The organism is Shewanella sp. NKUCC05_KAH, assembly GCF_019345585.1.
GTDB classification, from domain to species: domain Bacteria; phylum Pseudomonadota; class Gammaproteobacteria; order Enterobacterales; family Shewanellaceae; genus Shewanella; species Shewanella oncorhynchi.
Genome location: NZ_JAHKQZ010000016.1, coordinates 21,029 through 38,571, shown reverse-complemented (window position 1 = coordinate 38,571; position 17,543 = coordinate 21,029). Strand labels below are relative to the sequence as shown.

The following is a 17,543-nucleotide window of genomic DNA, read 5'->3' as shown; positions in this document are numbered from 1 at the left end:
TCATTTGCCCATAAACTCTGGCACTCAGACTATTTTTTACTCTGCAATATCAAGACTTCATCGCTTCATTGGCCTTGTGTTAATCACACTTTCCAGACCGAAGCCCAGCCTGTTCCACTTCGATTTTTTAGGTGAACATTAAAATGCAGCGACTTTTCAGTCCCACTTCAACATTAGCCTTCGCCCTACGTCCGGCGATTCCCGCACTCACTTTCGGAATGCTGCTAGCGGCAGGTGCTGGCGTGACGACACTAGGTGCACTCTGGTGCATGATTCAACTTATTGCAGGCCATCATTCGCTATGGTTAGCGGGGGCGCTCATATTTGGGGTCGTGTCAGCGTTGCTATCAGCTGGCGCATCTTGGGTTAACCACAATGCTGAGGCGCAATTTTCTGGAAGATTAAGGCGTCATGTTGCAGCGCATCTTGTCAGGCTGCCACCAAGTACCTTGGCAAAATATAAGGGCGAAAAGTTAAAGCGATTAATGGTCGATGACATAGCGTCATTGCATCATATGATCGCGCATTTACCCTCTGAGCTAGCGACCTTTATCATTGTCCCTGCCATCACTATCGGTTTGCTCATCTTAAGTGCGGGCTTAGTGGCATTACTTGCCCTTATCCCAGGTCTAGTCGCCGCACTTTTCTATTTGGTGGTGATCCCAAGGCTTGCTGCAAAACAGGGGGAAGCACGAGTCAATGTGATGGGAAATATCACTGCAGCAGTAGATGACTACGCCCGTGGTGCGCCTGTATTTCGCATTTATGGCGCACAAACTGGTGCTATGGCCGATTACCAAAAGGCAACGACACATTTTATTGGGGATATTCTTGAGCGGGTAAGCAAGGTATCAACTTCAGTCGCCGTGGCCACGTCACTACTGCAGGCAGTTTGTACTTTTGCCATTGTCTATGCCATCGGGTATGAATGGCCCCCAGAAAACCTTGCTGCAGCCTTGTTCTTCAGTCTGGCCATAGTCACGCCAGCCCTAAAGCTCGGGCATGGGCTTGATTATCTTGCCACGGGCCGCGCTGCCGCTCAGCGGCTAACGGATTTTCTTAAGCAGTCGAGAGTCCCTGTTGGTAGCGGCAATATTGAGCTTAATACACCTATGCCGCTCACCCTCACGAATGTTGTGCCTTCACTGTCTACAAGCAATCAATCTGTGCCCATTAACTATCAATTTAGATCTGACAGAGTGACGGCAGTTACAGGGATCAGTGGTGTTGGCAAATCCACATTACTGCGCTTATTAGCTGGCATGGAGCAGCTAAATGCCGGAGATATTCGACTCGCTGGTATGGCACTCAAAGAGATGGATGAAGCCTCGATTAATCGCGCGATCATGCTATTACCACAAAGTGCTGGACTACTGGCGACCCCCATCGCCGACAATCTCGCGCTCACCGCACCTTGTGCCACGGATGACGATTACTTAGCAGCATTACACTGTGCGCAATTGGATAAACCCTTAAATACTCATGCAAGCACACTGTCTGGCGGTGAAATACAACGCGTTAATCTTGCCCGTGTGTTTCTTTCACCCGCTAGGGTGATATTGCTTGATGAACCCACATCGGCCCTAGACAGCGAAACGGCGTTTAACGTGTTCACAGCACTACGCCATCACGCAAAAACAAACCACAAAACCATTGTGATGGTCACCCATGACTTAACGCTTGCCGAGCTGGCGGATGACAAGCTCGCACTCAAGCATCACAGGGAAGGAGAAGGCCAATGATAAATCGTCCCCAAGATTACGCAGCCATAAAGCACTTAATACCTGTTGCCTGCGGTTGGGCTGTGGCGGCCATATTGGAAGCGGCATGCTACATTCAACTGGCTTTAGCCATTACTCAGCAGCAATCACCACAAAAAGTGCTATCCATTGCCGCGATAACCATACTCACCACAATACTGGCTTCGCGTTCAGGTTTTTGGGCTGGCGCAAGGCTAGCTAATGCGCTCTACAGTGCATTAGGCACGACCATGCAACAAGCTAAACTATCTTGGTTTACACCGAGTGTCAGGACACTACTCATAGAAACTGTCTCCCGGAGCATTCCTGGCTTTATGAGTATTCCGGCACATCAATTTCAGGTATTTATTCATGCACCGCTTATTCCGCTCTGCATTACCTTTGGCATAGGATTGATCGGTGGCATGCCACTGGTACTGATGTTGGCTAGCTTGTTACTCGTGTCATTTGTGATTCAGAGTATGGCGCAACGAGCCCTTGCCCGCGCAGATATGGACCGAAACAACACTGAATTGGCAGCAGATCAGTCAACCCTTGAACTGATCGACCACTTAGAGTTACTGCGCACAGCAGCAGGATATAGCGGCGCAACAACACGATTGGAGCAAAACTGGCAAACACAAGAAATCGCACTGGAACGAACTAATCGCGCCGCTGCCATAGCAACATTACTGTCGGCTATCGCCAGTTTTTTACCTATTGCAGGCATGGCATTCTATCTGGTGCTATCCGGTATAAACAATACGACAATGCTGCTCGCTGTCTTGATGTTGACCATGCGCGCGGCGGCGCCACTTGAAACTCTCGCCGTGGCGGCAATAAGCATTAATGATCAGTTAGCGGCTATTAAACACTATCGACAAGCGACTCATGCGCCAATGCTCAAAGATCCAAGCCAAGTGCAACAAAAGACACCGAACAATCATACAATCGAATTGAATAACGTAACATTTCCCCCTGCGGTGCAAAATATCAATACCACTATCGAGCCAGGTGAACGCGTGCTGATTTGTGGCCCGAGCGGTTCAGGTAAAACCAGCTTACTTAAGTTATTGATGCGCTTTGATGATCCCACCCTAGGCCTGATCACTTTGGGCAAAGTGCCACTCACGTCAATCCCCGCTGTTGAACTTGCCCGCTTTTTCGCCTATGTGCCGCAGGATCCACTCATCTTTACAGGCACCATTGCCAGTAACATTCGTATTGGTAACCCTGATGCCGACGATCAAGCCGTAGATAAAGCGGCACGCCAAGTGGCACTGGATGAAGTATTAGACAGATCAGAACTGGGCATTTACCAAGAAGTCGGCTTGCAAGGCGCAGGGTTATCGGGAGGAGAACGCCAAAGGCTTGCCTTAGCACGCGCGCTTATCAAAAATGCGCCGATTCTGATAATGGATGAGGCCACCTCGGCATTGGATGAAGAGACAGAAAAGCGCGTAGTCAAGGCTATTTGCGAACAGAGTTGTACACTGGTTTTAGTTTCGCACCGAAACCAATCACTTTGGCAGCCAACCAAGATAATAGAATTTCATCAATCACTTGCCTCAAAGTAGGATCGGCTTTCTACGCATTAAAAAACTGAATTACAGATGTCTGACACAGATTACAGTGATTAATTTGTCGTTACAGACCAACATCTCAATGAGTTATGTACTGCAGCCGAAATGACATGAATCATTTCGGCTGCAGTTATTGCTCGTGCAAAGAAGATGAGCATTGCTGTAGAACCGACCAAGCCTTGTTGGCATAACACTCACTGAATCAAAGCATAAATACTCGAACTTCCTCTCGCTTTTGAGCTTTAAAATCCCTCAAATTATCAGCCACCCGTTAATAAACTAGTAACCATATTTTGCGACAGGGTGCCAGTTTTTATTAACATCCTCTTCAATAAACTTTTGTTTTTCTTTGATTAAATCCGCTTCAACTAACCCTATCGCTTGATGGGCCTTTTCCTTAGTACTGATATCTGGATAGCTAACTTGAGTCACGTTAAGTTGCTTCAATATTCCAGCGAGCAGATGACGTGCTTCGTTCGCTTGTTCGATGGCTTTATCTAAAAGCTGCTTACCTTCTTGTGGATTATGTGCATATAAACCATGTGAAGACATGGCAAAGTCCCAGCGCCACTGACTGTGTCGTATCGCCATAATGGGCTCATTCATATTCTCCCATTTAGCACCTGCATCCCATGCCGCTTTAGCTTCATAGTGGGCTTTGACGAGCAGAGCTTCAACTTCGCGGGCTTTGGTCTCAATCGTTAATTTATTGGCCGCGAGCTTGGTTTCAATTTTGGTTTTACTGCTATGGCAGCCACTGCAACTGTTATCAAAATGCGGTAAGGCTTTATCAACTTTATGACTAGTAAATTCAACACCTTTTGCATCCTGCTGGGTTGGCATATGACAGGTAATGCAAGTGACACCGACTTCGGCATGTTTACTGCGACTCCAGTGTTCAAACTCAGGATGACGTGCTTTGAGTATGGGCGTTTTCGAAAGAGGATGGATCCATTCGAAGAAGCGGCGAGTGTCATAATATTTTTCAATATCGTCGGCTGTGCTGCCAAAAATCCAGGGAATATTTACAACATTACTTTTTTCCGGACGGAAATAGTAAGTGACATGACATTGACCACATACCTGCGCACCTTGCATATCGGTATCTTGTTTATCGAATGGCAGGTGAATTTTAGCCATAGCCTCTTGGGCATGGGGGCGAGGTAAAGTTAACTTATTAGTGCCAGATTCATGGCAATCGCTGCAATACACTACGCTTTGGATCTCTTTGCCCAGATCGGTAAAGTTTTTAGCGGAGTATCCTTCAAATCCTAGTTGTTCAATCAATCTAGGGGCATCCGGTGTCTTGCAGGTCCAACAACTAGCGGATAATCCTTTCTCTCCTGCCTTAGGGGGGACACCTGTACGTAAAGTATGCGTCACATCAGCAACGGCAAAATGATGCCCACGTGGGCTATGGTACTCTTTGGCATAGGAAGATCCTGCCCAGAGTATGATGCTGGCGGGATAATTGGCGAGCATATCCTCACGCTCGACCTGTTCAGATGTCGCTTGCCAAGATTGATATTGGTTAGGGTATTTTTGTTGATTGCTAGTATCGGAAGCCGCTACAGATGTACATATAGTTATGACGAGCAAGCAAATCATTTTTAGCAATGTAACTGTTTTTAAATAAATTTTCACTTTGTATCCTTTTGTCCTAACATCAATATTAACCTGGGCGCCCATCGATACGGGGGCGAGAGAGTATCGGCAAGTAGTGCCATACAAACAGTGCAAATGCGATAAACCAGCAACTGCCAGCCAACCATAACCAGACTTGGGTGTGGGCCGGAAACCAGATGGGCATTAGCGCCCTGAGCAGTGCCGCTAACGGTAGGCAAATAAATGCCAAGATCATCTTAGGGCCCTCATAAATATTTCGACTTGTGTGCCCGAGTGACACTCTGGAAATCATCGAAAGACACAGGGTAGCCATACAACCAATAGCAAATAGGTGAAGCAGACTGCGATAGGCATATTCATTATCGAGATACCAACTCATGGCTAACAGGCTGAGTGGCAACATTAAATAGGCAAGATGCAAGGACCACAGCATAGGTTCTTTCAGTGTTTTATGGGGTAACCAGCGTGCAAATCGGACCAGCTGCAAGAGCCCCGCAATGAGCAGTAAGCCTCGCTCGACTTCCAGAGGTATAAGGTGGATGAGTGATTGAATGACGAGCAAGATCATCGTCAGGATCAGCGGGTATTCAATCCAAGTTAAGGGATCTGCTTTAGTGGCCTTAATGCGCATCGCGGTAAAGAATGGAATCACACGCCCACCGACTATGGTGATAAGTAAGGCTAACCACCATAACATCGCCTGCCAGATCTGGTTGGCAAGAATAAAGTCGCGTTCAAATAAAGCGTAATAGCTGACATTGTTAATCACGAGTGCGGCAAACAACATGAGCGGAAAACCAATATTGCGCCATTGCTTCACCTTATAAATGCAGCGCCATAGGGTAAGGCTTGCCATACCAAGGAACAATGAATCAAACAAGGCGGGCAAAATGAGCGGAACTTGCATTGGGAGTAAGAGTAATAATCGTGCCAGTAACCAGCAGCTAAAGGTCAATGCGAGTGGCCATCCCTTTAATGTGGGTTGGTTGGTCCAATTTTGAACGGCAGTCAGCAAAAATCCACACACAATTGCCATAGCGAAACCGAACAGCATTTCATGTGGATGCCACCATAGCGGCAGTATCTTGCTCCAAAAGGATGAAGGGAAAAAGCTATATTGGGGAGTAAACCAAGTTAATAGCCACAAAGGGATATATAGCGCAGCTAATATTGCTCCCCCAAGGAAAAAAGGTCTAAAGCCTAAGCGCCATAACGCGTGAGTACGTTCGGTTTGTGTAGGATCATCAATATTTAGCATAGTTGTTAGCCGAGTTGCAGAACGATGATGAACACACTTAAGATGCATTCAATATAGCCCTTATATTGTACTGTTATGACCTTCAATTCAAACTAAATCTTAGATTTTGGAACTAAGATCCCAAAGATGAACAAAAAATAAAGTGTCGTGGAATACTCATTTCTGACAGCTAATAGGCTTGATCAATGTACTGCGGGTTCATGACGGACAAAGGTTCGATGCAAACTTTTACACAGGTAACGGCACAAACAGTCACACATTGGTAAATTTTAGATGGGAGAAATACCGTTTTGATTTAAATAACCGTGGCTTTATTGGCCTATCTTATTTCGAACACAGCCAAGACTTTGATAGCACAGGCAGCTCGATTTATAACGGCGATGACAGTTGCAGAGGATTATGCGGTAACTCGCTTTAGCGTCGATTATCAGGCTAAAAACTGACGGATTAGTGACTTAGCCAACAACCTATTTGATGAACAAGCATTGACAGTAAATAGCCTACAAGCCGCAGTTATGTTGGAGGGTTACGACAGAAAAATGGAAATAGTACCAGCAATTGGTAGCGTTAAAAAATGGCGAGTTATTCAATCCAAGCAAAATCATTTTTTATGCTTTATTCAACACAAAATAAAACGGCTCGCATATTTCTATGCAAGCCGTTGTTTTATTTGGCAGGGGTGGCAGGACTCGAACCCGCAACCATCGGTTTTGGAGATAGTAATTTAAAATATAAAAATCAATAAGATAAGATTTTTTTTAGAAAGTTAAACTCGAAAAAACATCTAATAAGCACATGATTCTTGATGTTTTACATTATAAATTTCTAACTATTTTAATCACAGAAAAGGATATCTATTCGCACTCACTTAGCTATCACACTCTTATAGGATTAGACGACTAACCTCAATATGCTCTTCCTCTAACTCGTTTTTGGACATTTCCGAGTTAAAGCCTTAACTCTAACTCGTCTGTTTCGGATAAAAAATTCTATGGTTAACGCTCAAAGCAGCTGCGCGGTACGCGTCGGCTACCTTTGTTTGTTAGCTTATACATGTTGAAAGCCAGATATTATACCTTTATCAGTTCTTATAAACTGTTGAATCATCGGCTGATAAGGTGCAAGTGGTACACTTTCTAAAGCGAGGTTAGAAAGCTTAGTAGAAATATTTTGGGCATATTTTAAACAATCGTATTCCCCATAATCATCTAAGGCAGCCTTTGCTATCAATTCTAGTGCATTAACATATTTAACAAAATCATCTCTCTTGCTACGTTGTTTATAAAGACCATCTGGATTGCTAGGAATTGGAAATCTTACTGATTGAGCTTGTTTGGAATCAGGTAGTAGAATAATCTCTTGAATACAATAGAGCCGATGGTTTGCAATGTTGATAGGTGCTGAGTGCATAACCAAATCTCGATAAGCACCTAACTCTTTCAACCAGCCACCATCATCCATACACTCTTTAAGATGCTTCTCAAAAGAGCTTAGCTCAGTATCATTCTTAAGTAATTTATATAATCCCCCAGCTGTTGTAACATTTTGACCTACTTCCCTTAGTGCCCCTCCCCTAGAAAAATAGTAAACAAACTCCGATAAGTAATCGCGCAAGATGCAAGCATCAAACAGGAATGAATGAAATTTCTGATATACAATGTCAGTGAAACCATCTTGAAAACGCTGGCCATGTTTGGGTTTTGACTTAATATTTAAAGCATTCAACTGGTCACGATACGACAGCGACAAATCTTTTAGCCTTAAGTTTAATGATGTAAGCTGGTAAGAAATTCTATTGGATAAGTCGTAGCACACCCCATCTTTGTGCTTATATGAAGCATTACCGATCTGTGACCACAACTGTGTTGCATCCCAGTTTGACCAAATTTTCTGTTGAGCAGAGTAGGCTCTCCATTGAGTAGGTGACTCTCCTGTTGCCTCAGTTTCATGTGTGATAAATTCGATGCCGACAATTTCAATCCCGAGACTTTCAATCTCAGTATATATTTTCCCATAAGTCGGAATTTTTATTCCATAGCATTTACCACATAAAGTATTTGGCCAAAGTCTAACCATATTTGATTGGGGTTCATTGATCGCTAATAGACCTCCATGCAAGTGAACTTCACGTCCACAGATTGGCCAGTTTTCCATCACGACTCCTCCTTAAGCTAACGTCTTAGTATTTATGCGCTGCGCTGTTTATCTCATTAGATCAGTAAAAACGCACATTATTAACTATCTGTATTGCAAAGAAATTATCAGCTTTCTATCAAATACGCCACCCTGAAAAACGCGCATGCGCGTTTTCCAAACCTATTAACTAATTTGGTAAAAATATATATCAATGATTTTAATAGAATTTGTTAATTTAAGGCAGGAAAAACACGCAAACGAATAAGCTTGGAAACACTCAAAACCCATTCGATTTTAATACGACTGTATGCCTATCCAGTTTTGAACAGTCAAATAATCAGATAAAACACTAAAAGCAGGGTTTATAGATGAGATTTTGTAGGGCAACTCATTCGTCAATTTGCAATTGAGTAAAAGTGTTCTAGCAAACTTTGGGGCAAGAACAGTTGCACAAAATTGTTTACAGGGTTGCTCTACCCAGATAACTGCGATGAACCTTAATTATAAATAGTCATCGTTGAGTTAGCAAAAAAATAATTTTATAAGGATAGCAATACATGCGTTATCTATTGTGGGCACATAAAGTTAGTCGAGAAATTTCAACCAATTCAGCCTACTTTGAGCGGCAATAGGCATCGCCGAATTTTCACTGCTCATTTTTATCTGTTCCGCTAATTGCTGCTTTAAGCTTTCATCAACGGGGGCCGATTGTTTCACCAGCGCGATTCCATAATCGATCTGCGATCGACTGAGCGTATTCCACCCGTATATTTTACTGTTGCGTTCGAAGTTTTGATCCCAATCATCCAATAAATTGGTGTAGCCAAACGTAACCTGATACATGATGTAAGCATCCAATAGCACGAATGACGGAACCCTAGGCATTAATGAATACAGTCGGTTGATACGCTCAAGGTTGTCTGGTGAAAGGGGCAGACAAAGCGTCGCCTTAATCACGTCAGCAATAGCTTTTTGGCACTGAGGATTGTCCTCAATTCCATTCGCCAAGTCTCTGTTTGACATGCGATCGAAAGAGGCAGCTATTGATTCCAGTAGGCGCGCATTATCAGGTAAGGAAGGGCTTTTGCTATATTCCACAGCAAAAGTTTCGATACTCAGCTCTATCCACTCTAAATTGTAACTTAAAGAAGGGTTTTCCATTTGGGTGAATTTGAGTTTTTCCACACACAAATCTCGAGTGAAAGGCCAATAACTAAAATCTATTTCTTGACTCATACTTAGGATCCTAATTGTACCCTTCTTGATTGGGAGTCTTGAGGGAAGTGCATGTCAACGTTGAACTCAACTTGTTGAGTCACTTTCTAAACCGAATCAAAATCAATGCTAAAATCACCGTTTGACTGGAGAGTGAATATGGCTCTATTCCAAGTATTATGCCCATGCTCGGTAGTAATTTGATGAAGTTCTTCAAAAGCTTTATAGGCATCATAGCTAACTACAAAGTCATGCTCACTATCTGAGTCATCTTTTTTGTACACGCACTCAAATTCACCCGCGTCTTCTTCTCGATAAAATACAACAATGGCACTACTCCATTGATCATCTATCGCATCAACGATGTCTTGAGCGATAGTAAGGTAGAGATCATCTACGGTCATTTTTGTTCAATTCTCTGGTCGATTATAAAAGAATTTTACTTTGCTTTTGCCATTAGTCCAATATCTGACTGCGAAAGCATCAGGTCGATTACTGTCTCTACCATAGAGGGGCAAGATATCGACTTTTACGTCTTTAGGAGGGACGGCTTTTAAAGCGTTTCGCCATTCATTCTCCATTTTTACCCAGGCGCTGCGGTTGAGGTTGGAATCCATTGGGAGATAGTTGATCTGTTCTCCCGCGCCTGAGAAGGTCGATGCAACCAAGTGACCGCCATCATCACGGGGAAGAGCGTCTTTGATGCCGCCTGTTTTACTGGATTTTGATTGTTGATAGGTGCTTCTATCTCTTGTTTTAAGCTCCAATTTACCACTGACTCGATTAACACGACCATTAGCATCTGTCTTATACGTATGATCACCAACTTTGTAGCTTTGGTTTGATTCAAGCTTCGTATTGAGCTGTTTATTCCAACTGCCTTTTTGGCCTGGCGCGAGTGTAACTACATTACCCGAATCTTTTACACTCGTTGGCGCCACCTCTTGCTTAATCTGACGTTGGCTATCAACTTCTATCGTAGAGTGCTTACCTGCCATAAAGCTTTTCTGCAAGACGAGAGCTTCACTTGGATGTGAATGAATGGCTTGCATTATCGCCTGGCCTGATTGATCGGAGACAGGATGGTTATCATCAGCCAAACTCAATGTCATGCCACTGGAGTCTATCAATACTGATGGACTGCTTGCGCTCAACTGTTGGGGCACAACTCGAAAGTCAAACAGCCCAGTTGCATTGAGCCTCTCATGGATTGGTTGCTCGACATCAGGACTAAGAGAAAGACCAATGGACACCATGGTCGCGTTGAGCGTTTGGATATGCTCCCGATACTGTTGCATTTCATCTGGGTTCGAGGTCACATCGGGCTCTAACTTCGCGTAGAGATCTTGATACAAGTGCTCGAGAAGGAGTCTTTTCAAATGCGGCGGTAAACGATGCCAACCGATTAAATGTAACAGTGTCATAATACTGTTGAGATCATTCAGACTCACCTTGCTTGAGAGTGCTCGAATGAGTCTCGAAATCTCTTGCAAACGTTGTTTGTTTAAATTTTCTCCTGTACTACGGGGGTAGGTAATATAACCCATAGCTATTCAACTGTCTTATACAGTTTAGTAACTAGACCACCAACACGCTCTGAACGCTTATCTTGCGAATAAAGCGTATTGGGGTCCGTCCATGTCATCTCGTTGACCTTAACTCTTTCTTCATATCCGAACAGATCTTCGTAAACCATAAGTATAGGAATATCTGCAGATAGATACCCGTTTTCTACATCCTGCAAGGTGCTTGAAAGTGCCCCATTCCACTCGAAGGTTCCGACATTACCCAAATGTGCCTTTAGAATCTCGTGAACTATTTGACCTGTTTGGGTCACGGACACCTCATCGACATTGGTATTGATATCTATCAAGGAGGAGTCTTTCATTAACGTACTTAGAATATGTTCAATTGTGGAAGGACGTGCTATCCCATACAGTTCCATCTGCTCAATTAACTCATCCAAACGAAGTGCAGGAAATGCTACCTCCTCGCCTTCCAAGGTGATCACAAAATCCCCCCGTTCGATAGCGTCTAAGTCATGTTTCGTCAATGACGGCTCTAGCTTAGGTTTAATCCGATTATCTTGAAACAGTTCTCCTTCCCACCATCCTGATTGAGTCACTGACTCGACTTCAAACACTATTGGGGCCTGACCATTTTCACTATTGAAAGTGAACTCTAAGGTTTGCTTGATGGTTTCCGCATTTCCCATCTTTTCAGCTTCTTCCATGTGCAAAATCAGCTCAAACAACGCTTTCATCTTTGGATCGCTGATTTCATCCAACACATCAGGGCTCAAGACACTAATGTCATCATGTGCACTGTTCATCAAACATTATCTCCAATATACAAGCGCTGAAGTAAGGCCATGGTCAAACTCGGGGAAAATTTATAGTTGAGGTAGGCATATCGTAACAATCCCGCTGTCGAACGATTGGGTGGAGAGTAAGAGTTGAGTTTGCTCTCAAACTTATTAAAGCTGTACCGTTCCGGATCACTCACCATCGAGGTAATATTTTTGTCTTTTAATTGATTCTTAAATTTGATCACATCATTAGGTGACATGTTGCTCAGTCGCCCTTGTATCTTTCTGCCATTCACGCTTAGGGTCACGTTAATAGACGTTGAGCGTACTCGCTCCGCTTCCATTTTTTGCTTGTTCAATAAGTCGAGCACCGCGGCTTTGACACGGCCCATCCCAATCGCTTTCTTATTCTTTAGAGACGCATGCTGTTGGATTACAGCATACATTCGCTGAGCAACCCACTTATCAATAATGTCACGACTGATTTCTGCAGAAACCATGCTTAAATCAAAGTCTCTCGGATTGTCCTTGGCCACACTAACATGTTCTTGGGTTATGGCATTGAGCGGGACACGGATCATTTTACGCGCGAGTTCGGGGGCTATTTTTTTCGTATGTTGGAACAAGTGCCAAGCGATGGTCTCGCCAACATTGTCATTGTCAGTTGCGAGTAAAATACTCTTCACTTTCGGGCCTTCGGTGAGAATTGAGTCCAAAGCCTGTATGCCATTGTTGTTTAAACCATAGTCGGGCAACAATTGTCGTCGAGCCGTCTCTATATTGTCCTCTTGCAACCCAGATTTGGTGACAGCACCATTGGTTGGGTAGACGACATATTCTTGCCCAAGCATCCGTGACAGTACACTCACCTTGCCTTTCGCTTCGACGATAAATAGGTGTTTAGGGAACAGACGTTTACCATGTTGGTTAAGGTAAAGCCCTAGAAACTGGACAGAGTTGCTCGAACCTTTGGACGCTCGCGGATCGAATGAAACTTGGTTTAAGTGGTACAACTTAGGGCAAATTACGGCGATAAACGATTTCTTTGCTCTTGAGACCGCAACATTGAGTAAGAAGGGTTGCTTCTCAAAGAACAGTCGTGCGCTATCACAGTGTGTCTGTACGCCAGAAAATATTACGATGTCTTTTTCCGCGCCTTGTAACTTATGAATAGTATCGATCGTCGTGTCTTTGATTTCACACTCAGGAATTACGTGACCGTGTGCCTCATTGGTTTTATACAATGCATCGCGAATCGCTTTGGGCTGTTTATTGAAGGGGGTTACGATCGCAAGCATGGAAGCGAGCGCAGGCAGAGCATCTCCCTTTTTCAATAGCTCTTGCCAACTTCGATAACGGAAAACCACCATTTCAGCGATGAGGTTGGCTTCCTGATAATTAACCTTGGATTTCTTTCCTTCTCCGGCTTCCGAAGACCCAGGCGTTTCCACGTAAGCCATAGCAGGTAGATCTTCTGGGTCGACTTCTTTATCATTGCTTGGCAGGTAGAACAATTTATTGTCATAAACCATTTGATTACAATAATCGATGATTTTTTGAAAACAACGGTAATGCCCCCTCAACATAAAGCCTGCACCTTGGTAGGAGTACGTTGACGCATGCATGACCAAATGCAATAAACTCCCAGAGGTCGGTGTGAAACCAAGCTCTATCAAGCGTGTAATTTGCTTAGCGCTGTACCCTTCCTTTAACCAAGCACTGTAGTCATCATAGGCTGAGATATCTTTCTTGTTATCAATCACTGGTTCTAATTGGCTGATGTCTCCAACACTGATCAATTTTCTACACAGCGACATGGAAGGGAGACCTAAACGAATATCGGCCTGTCCTGACTCATCGGTGATCAGCAAGTCTATCCCGCCGTACACAAAAGAACGCTGTATGGCCCCTGGTGTATAGCTTTTGATCTGCAGTAACTTAGGCAGCATATGAAGGGTTGAGATGATAACAGGCGTGACCATACAGATACGCCTTAACCCTTCAATAATGTTCTCTTCTGTTTGAGCAAACAGAACTGATTTTCTCAGTGATAAGAGGTATTCCGCTTCCCAATACCTAGCCGCGATGTGAAACAATAACGGTCGATACGAGGTATCAAGAAGGTGTTCAATGTAGATATCTACCGTTACGCCGTGTAATTTCTCGACATATTCCACTTCTGAAATGGCTTCATCTCTAATACGTTCGCGATTTAAACGTGCAACAATATCCAGATAGCCTCGACTGGTTTTGTCCATTTGTAACCAAGCTGAAAACTCTTCTCTAACCGTGACGAAATATGGCAAGGAATAATAAGTCTCAGAGATTGGGAACAAAGCTTTAGGCTCAAAATGTCCTGCTCTAATTTGAGCCACGCAGTGCTTCGCCACAGCAAGCATCTCTGTACTTTTCTCGGTTAAGTACTTATGCAGATAATGTTTCGCTTGTTCTATATCGTCAATGTATGGGTGCCCCAACTTTTGGCAATACAGCTGTAATTTGGCCAAATAGTACGTTTCATGCTCTGGCAAGGATTTGAGGTGATTGAGCTCCTCACATACACTTGTCCAACCAAAGACAAAGGGTCTCTCTTTACCAAAAGATTCAATCACTGGCGTTTTGACTTTTTCTTCTTCCGTGAATTTTTTTAACGCATCATTGGAAGCTAAAAAGCTACCGTAGTTATTGATCTTGGGTAGCCAGCGTTGGTACAAAATGAAGTCGTCATCGTCATCATGTAATACGTCAGGAAAGGCGGAGACGACATTTTTCACTGATTGGTTCGTTGCACCCGCAGCAACGATGATCGGGCACGGTCTTCCCTCTAGAGCTGCGAGGACACTTTCTTGAGCAATGACCGCTTTTAACATGGATGTCTTACCACTGCCAGGAGGGCCACTTACTGCCAAAATATGACCCAACTCGGGGTGTTGGGCCTCACAAGCACCAAGATGTCGAGCCATGATAGCCGCATGACGTTGTGTATTATCTAATGGAAACAGCTCACGCGCTTTTTTCGGATCGCCCCCCCCCGTTTTTGTGTCCATATGCCCCATGATGGGACTCGAGCCTATGTGGCCACTGTACCAACCCGTTTGAGCCTCAAGAAACTGGGTTGATAACGTCTGCGAACAACTGACGCCTTCGAGTGTAGCGAGTAACTTTTTTAGAGGAGTATGCTGCCAATCCTCCGCCCTGTCGGCAAGCAGACCTTGGTATAGATTCGAGATATGCGTTAACGAGCCTTCAGAATCAAGGACCGACGAAATGCTAAACTGGACAGTTAAGTCAATATTGCCCAATTGCCCACTGATTGACTTGGTCAATTCCTGTAAGCTACTGACCTCGCAGGTATGATAAAAAAGCTCCTTTGCCTCTTTTAACCAAGACTTTAAGGTCCCCAGTTGATAATAGGCCGCTACATTTTCTAAGGCATTCGATGAGCTAGCCAAGATCAGCTCAGGCTTACTCTCATTGTGTTCACCTAACAGATACTCTGGGTTAATTTGAATCGGCTTGATAGGGTTTGGGTGGAGAAAGAAACCGCTTTTGTCGTTTGGAATATCGATTTTGACCGGAATGGCCAACAACAAGTAGCCTCGACTCTCACCGCGCTTGACCATCTCCAAAATCAAATAACTGGAACCATTTGGCGTTGGCAACTTTTTCGAAGTGAGTTTCTGACTTAAATCCTTGTCCCATTCTTCGATTGAGTCAGGAAGTATGAGCCTTGTTCGTTCAGTGTTCTTTAACACTTCGATGTTGTTATATGACGTTAAGGCGTAAAGACATTTTAGAGCATTCATTGGCGAAGCTTACCGGAAAGGATTTCTTTCACATTGTTGAATTGACCGGTTACCTGGATCTTACAAGCGTACTGGTAACATTCAGGCTCTGATATCGTTAATAACTGATGGCTATAGTCTTTGAATTGAAAGGTTCGCTTTTTATCTAAAGACATTAAGTGGTAAACATGGACTGTTTTGTTTGCTTTAGATTTCTCATCATAATACGTAAATGCTTGGCTGGCTTCCTCGCAGACGAATATAAGCTCTTCGATATAGATGCTCCTTTGTCCAGACAGGCCGCGCTCACCATCATCAATGACTTCACAGCTATCAGCGAGCCACCCTTGCTGCCCCTCGGTAAACAGTTCAAGAAGTTCGAGTCTTGCTTTACCCCGGATCAAAGCTCCAGCACCTATTTGGGTTATTCCCTGTAATTTCAGCAGAGGTGCGGGTATAAAAATCATATGCGCGACATTCTGTGAGATGACTTGACAAACTAAGTGGTTTCGCAATGCGTAACGATCGAGTTCTCTGTAGACTTTACCGAAAGGGGAATCTTTCTCTTGACTATAGACATACCAATCATGCGCCGCTTTGCCCTCAAACGGGACCAGATCTTGATGGTTATGATTCGGGACGAGCGCAATGGGATCCTTCGACTTTATTTTCCATTCTGGCGCAGACTTTTTGTTTTTCTTAAAATCGTATAAACTGACTCTATCCAAAGCTCCTTTTTCGATATAATCAATGACACTTTGAGCAAACAGCTCCGACTGTTTGATGATGAACTGATTTCCATCAAAGGGTTGTGTTTTAAATACTAAGTTTTTGATCTTGTTATTAATAAAGCTGCGTTCATAGGTAATAAACCCTTCGTAATTGGTACAAGTCGAAGACATAATCCCAAGATAGAGCTGCCCTTTTTCTTTTTCTAAGGTGACCTTGAGCATCCCTTCAACGATATCATCACTAGTTAACTTGTCGCACTCAATACCTAAACGCTGTAGCTCATTTTGCCAAGCGATCGCGCGGAAGGTCACTCCTAACGTCTCAAAAGTAAAATAGTACTTGTCACCATCACTGTTAAGAAAATAAAAGCAGTGCCCTATTTTTTGCGCCTCTAGCTTTTGAGCGAGCTCGTCCTTTGCTTGCTTTAAACATACCGTTGACCGATGGTTTTCGTGGTCAAACTTGAGCGTCACATTGTCTATCTCACAAGACTCCGTGACTACGAGAAAATCATCGATTAAAAAGCTGGGAAACTCAGTATATAGACGCTGACCATCGTCACTACAAAACCAAGCTCTGTACCATTTGATGTTCGTTTTGGCCGACTTGACAGTGATGTTGTATAAGTAACCCGTTAACTGCGTCGGCTTTGCTTTGGACTCAACCACCTCAAGCTTGAATCCTTTATCATCTCTTAAGAAGCTTATCCCTACCAACGAATTGTGAGAAACGCAGTAACGGAGTTTTCGGTAGTTTTCATCTGACTCGGAAACGATTCTCAGTAATTCTTTTCCATGCGTATCTGAGCAAGAAATTTGAGGTGATTTGTCACCACGATACGAGACTCTTACCATGATCGGCTGTTTGAAATCGCTAAACTCTACTGGTATGAGCTGTTGAATAAAGTGAGGACCTTCAGGCGCCCCTTTGACTAATGCGATGTATTCTCGCTCCACTATAGGGGGCGCGTAGAAGTGGTTTTCCGTTAAGCTCTTTTTGCCAATGTATGCCGTAATGACGCCATCTTTGCCCTCAATCTTTGAGAACAAAGTACCATTAGCATTCCTGCTTAATTTTATGTGGTTGTACTGTAAAGACAAAACCGCTCCATTGAATCGCCACTGATATCGTCGACACTTTGTAGAATTACTAAAATTAAGT

General features: G+C 43.7%; 11 protein-coding genes. 2 read left to right on the top strand and 9 right to left on the bottom strand.

Going from position 1 to position 17,543, the window contains the following annotated elements:
- Positions 1-143 precede the first annotated feature (143 nt).
- Entirely contained in the window at positions 144-1,742 is a 1,599-nt protein-coding gene (locus KO533_RS14800; RefSeq protein ID WP_219254890.1) for an ABC transporter ATP-binding protein, read from the top strand.
- On the top strand, positions 1,739-3,316 hold the full coding sequence (locus KO533_RS14795; RefSeq protein WP_219254888.1) for an ABC transporter ATP-binding protein: 1,578 nt from the start codon (positions 1,739-1,741) through the stop codon (positions 3,314-3,316). The genes KO533_RS14800 and KO533_RS14795 overlap by 4 nt, the downstream gene beginning before the upstream one ends.
- Before the next feature lie 285 nt (positions 3,317-3,601).
- On the opposite strand, the gene KO533_RS14790 is transcribed toward KO533_RS14795, so the two are convergent.
- The 9 genes from KO533_RS14790 to KO533_RS14750 form a co-directional block, all read right to left on the bottom strand.
- A complete protein-coding gene (locus KO533_RS14790; protein WP_219254886.1) occupies positions 3,602-5,011 on the bottom strand; it encodes an ammonia-forming cytochrome c nitrite reductase subunit c552 in 1,410 nt (469 codons plus the stop codon).
- Positions 4,995-6,206, bottom strand: coding sequence for an NnrS family protein (locus KO533_RS14785; protein ID WP_219254884.1), 1,212 nt, complete (start codon positions 6,204-6,206; stop codon positions 4,995-4,997). The genes KO533_RS14790 and KO533_RS14785 overlap by 17 nt, the downstream gene beginning before the upstream one ends.
- A gap of 1,047 nt (positions 6,207-7,253) precedes the next feature.
- Positions 7,254-8,360 (bottom strand): hypothetical protein, encoded by a 1,107-nt coding sequence (locus tag KO533_RS14780; RefSeq protein WP_219254882.1) that lies wholly within the window; start codon positions 8,358-8,360, stop codon positions 7,254-7,256.
- A gap of 567 nt (positions 8,361-8,927) precedes the next feature.
- Positions 8,928-9,578 carry a hypothetical protein gene (locus tag KO533_RS14775; protein WP_198573630.1) on the bottom strand — a complete coding sequence of 217 codons (651 nt, stop codon included), beginning with the start codon at positions 9,576-9,578 and terminating at the stop codon, positions 8,928-8,930.
- An 86-nt stretch (positions 9,579-9,664) separates the two neighbouring features.
- Positions 9,665-9,961, bottom strand: coding sequence for an immunity protein YezG family protein (locus KO533_RS14770; protein WP_198573631.1), 297 nt, complete (start codon positions 9,959-9,961; stop codon positions 9,665-9,667).
- Between the two features lie 6 nt (positions 9,962-9,967).
- A complete protein-coding gene (locus KO533_RS14765) occupies positions 9,968-11,104 on the bottom strand; it encodes a DNA/RNA non-specific endonuclease (RefSeq protein ID WP_198573632.1) in 1,137 nt (378 codons plus the stop codon).
- 2 nt (positions 11,105-11,106) lie between these two features.
- On the bottom strand, positions 11,107-11,889 hold the full coding sequence (locus tag KO533_RS14760; RefSeq protein WP_251073457.1) for a DNA topoisomerase: 783 nt from the start codon (positions 11,887-11,889) through the stop codon (positions 11,107-11,109).
- Entirely contained in the window at positions 11,889-15,671 is a 3,783-nt protein-coding gene (locus tag KO533_RS14755; protein ID WP_219254878.1) for an AAA domain-containing protein, read from the bottom strand. Before KO533_RS14755 ends, KO533_RS14760 begins: the two co-directional genes overlap by 1 nt.
- Positions 15,668-17,482, bottom strand: coding sequence for a hypothetical protein (locus tag KO533_RS14750; RefSeq protein ID WP_219254876.1), 1,815 nt, complete (start codon positions 17,480-17,482; stop codon positions 15,668-15,670). Before KO533_RS14750 ends, KO533_RS14755 begins: the two co-directional genes overlap by 4 nt.
- Between the last annotated feature and the right edge of the window lie 61 nt (positions 17,483-17,543).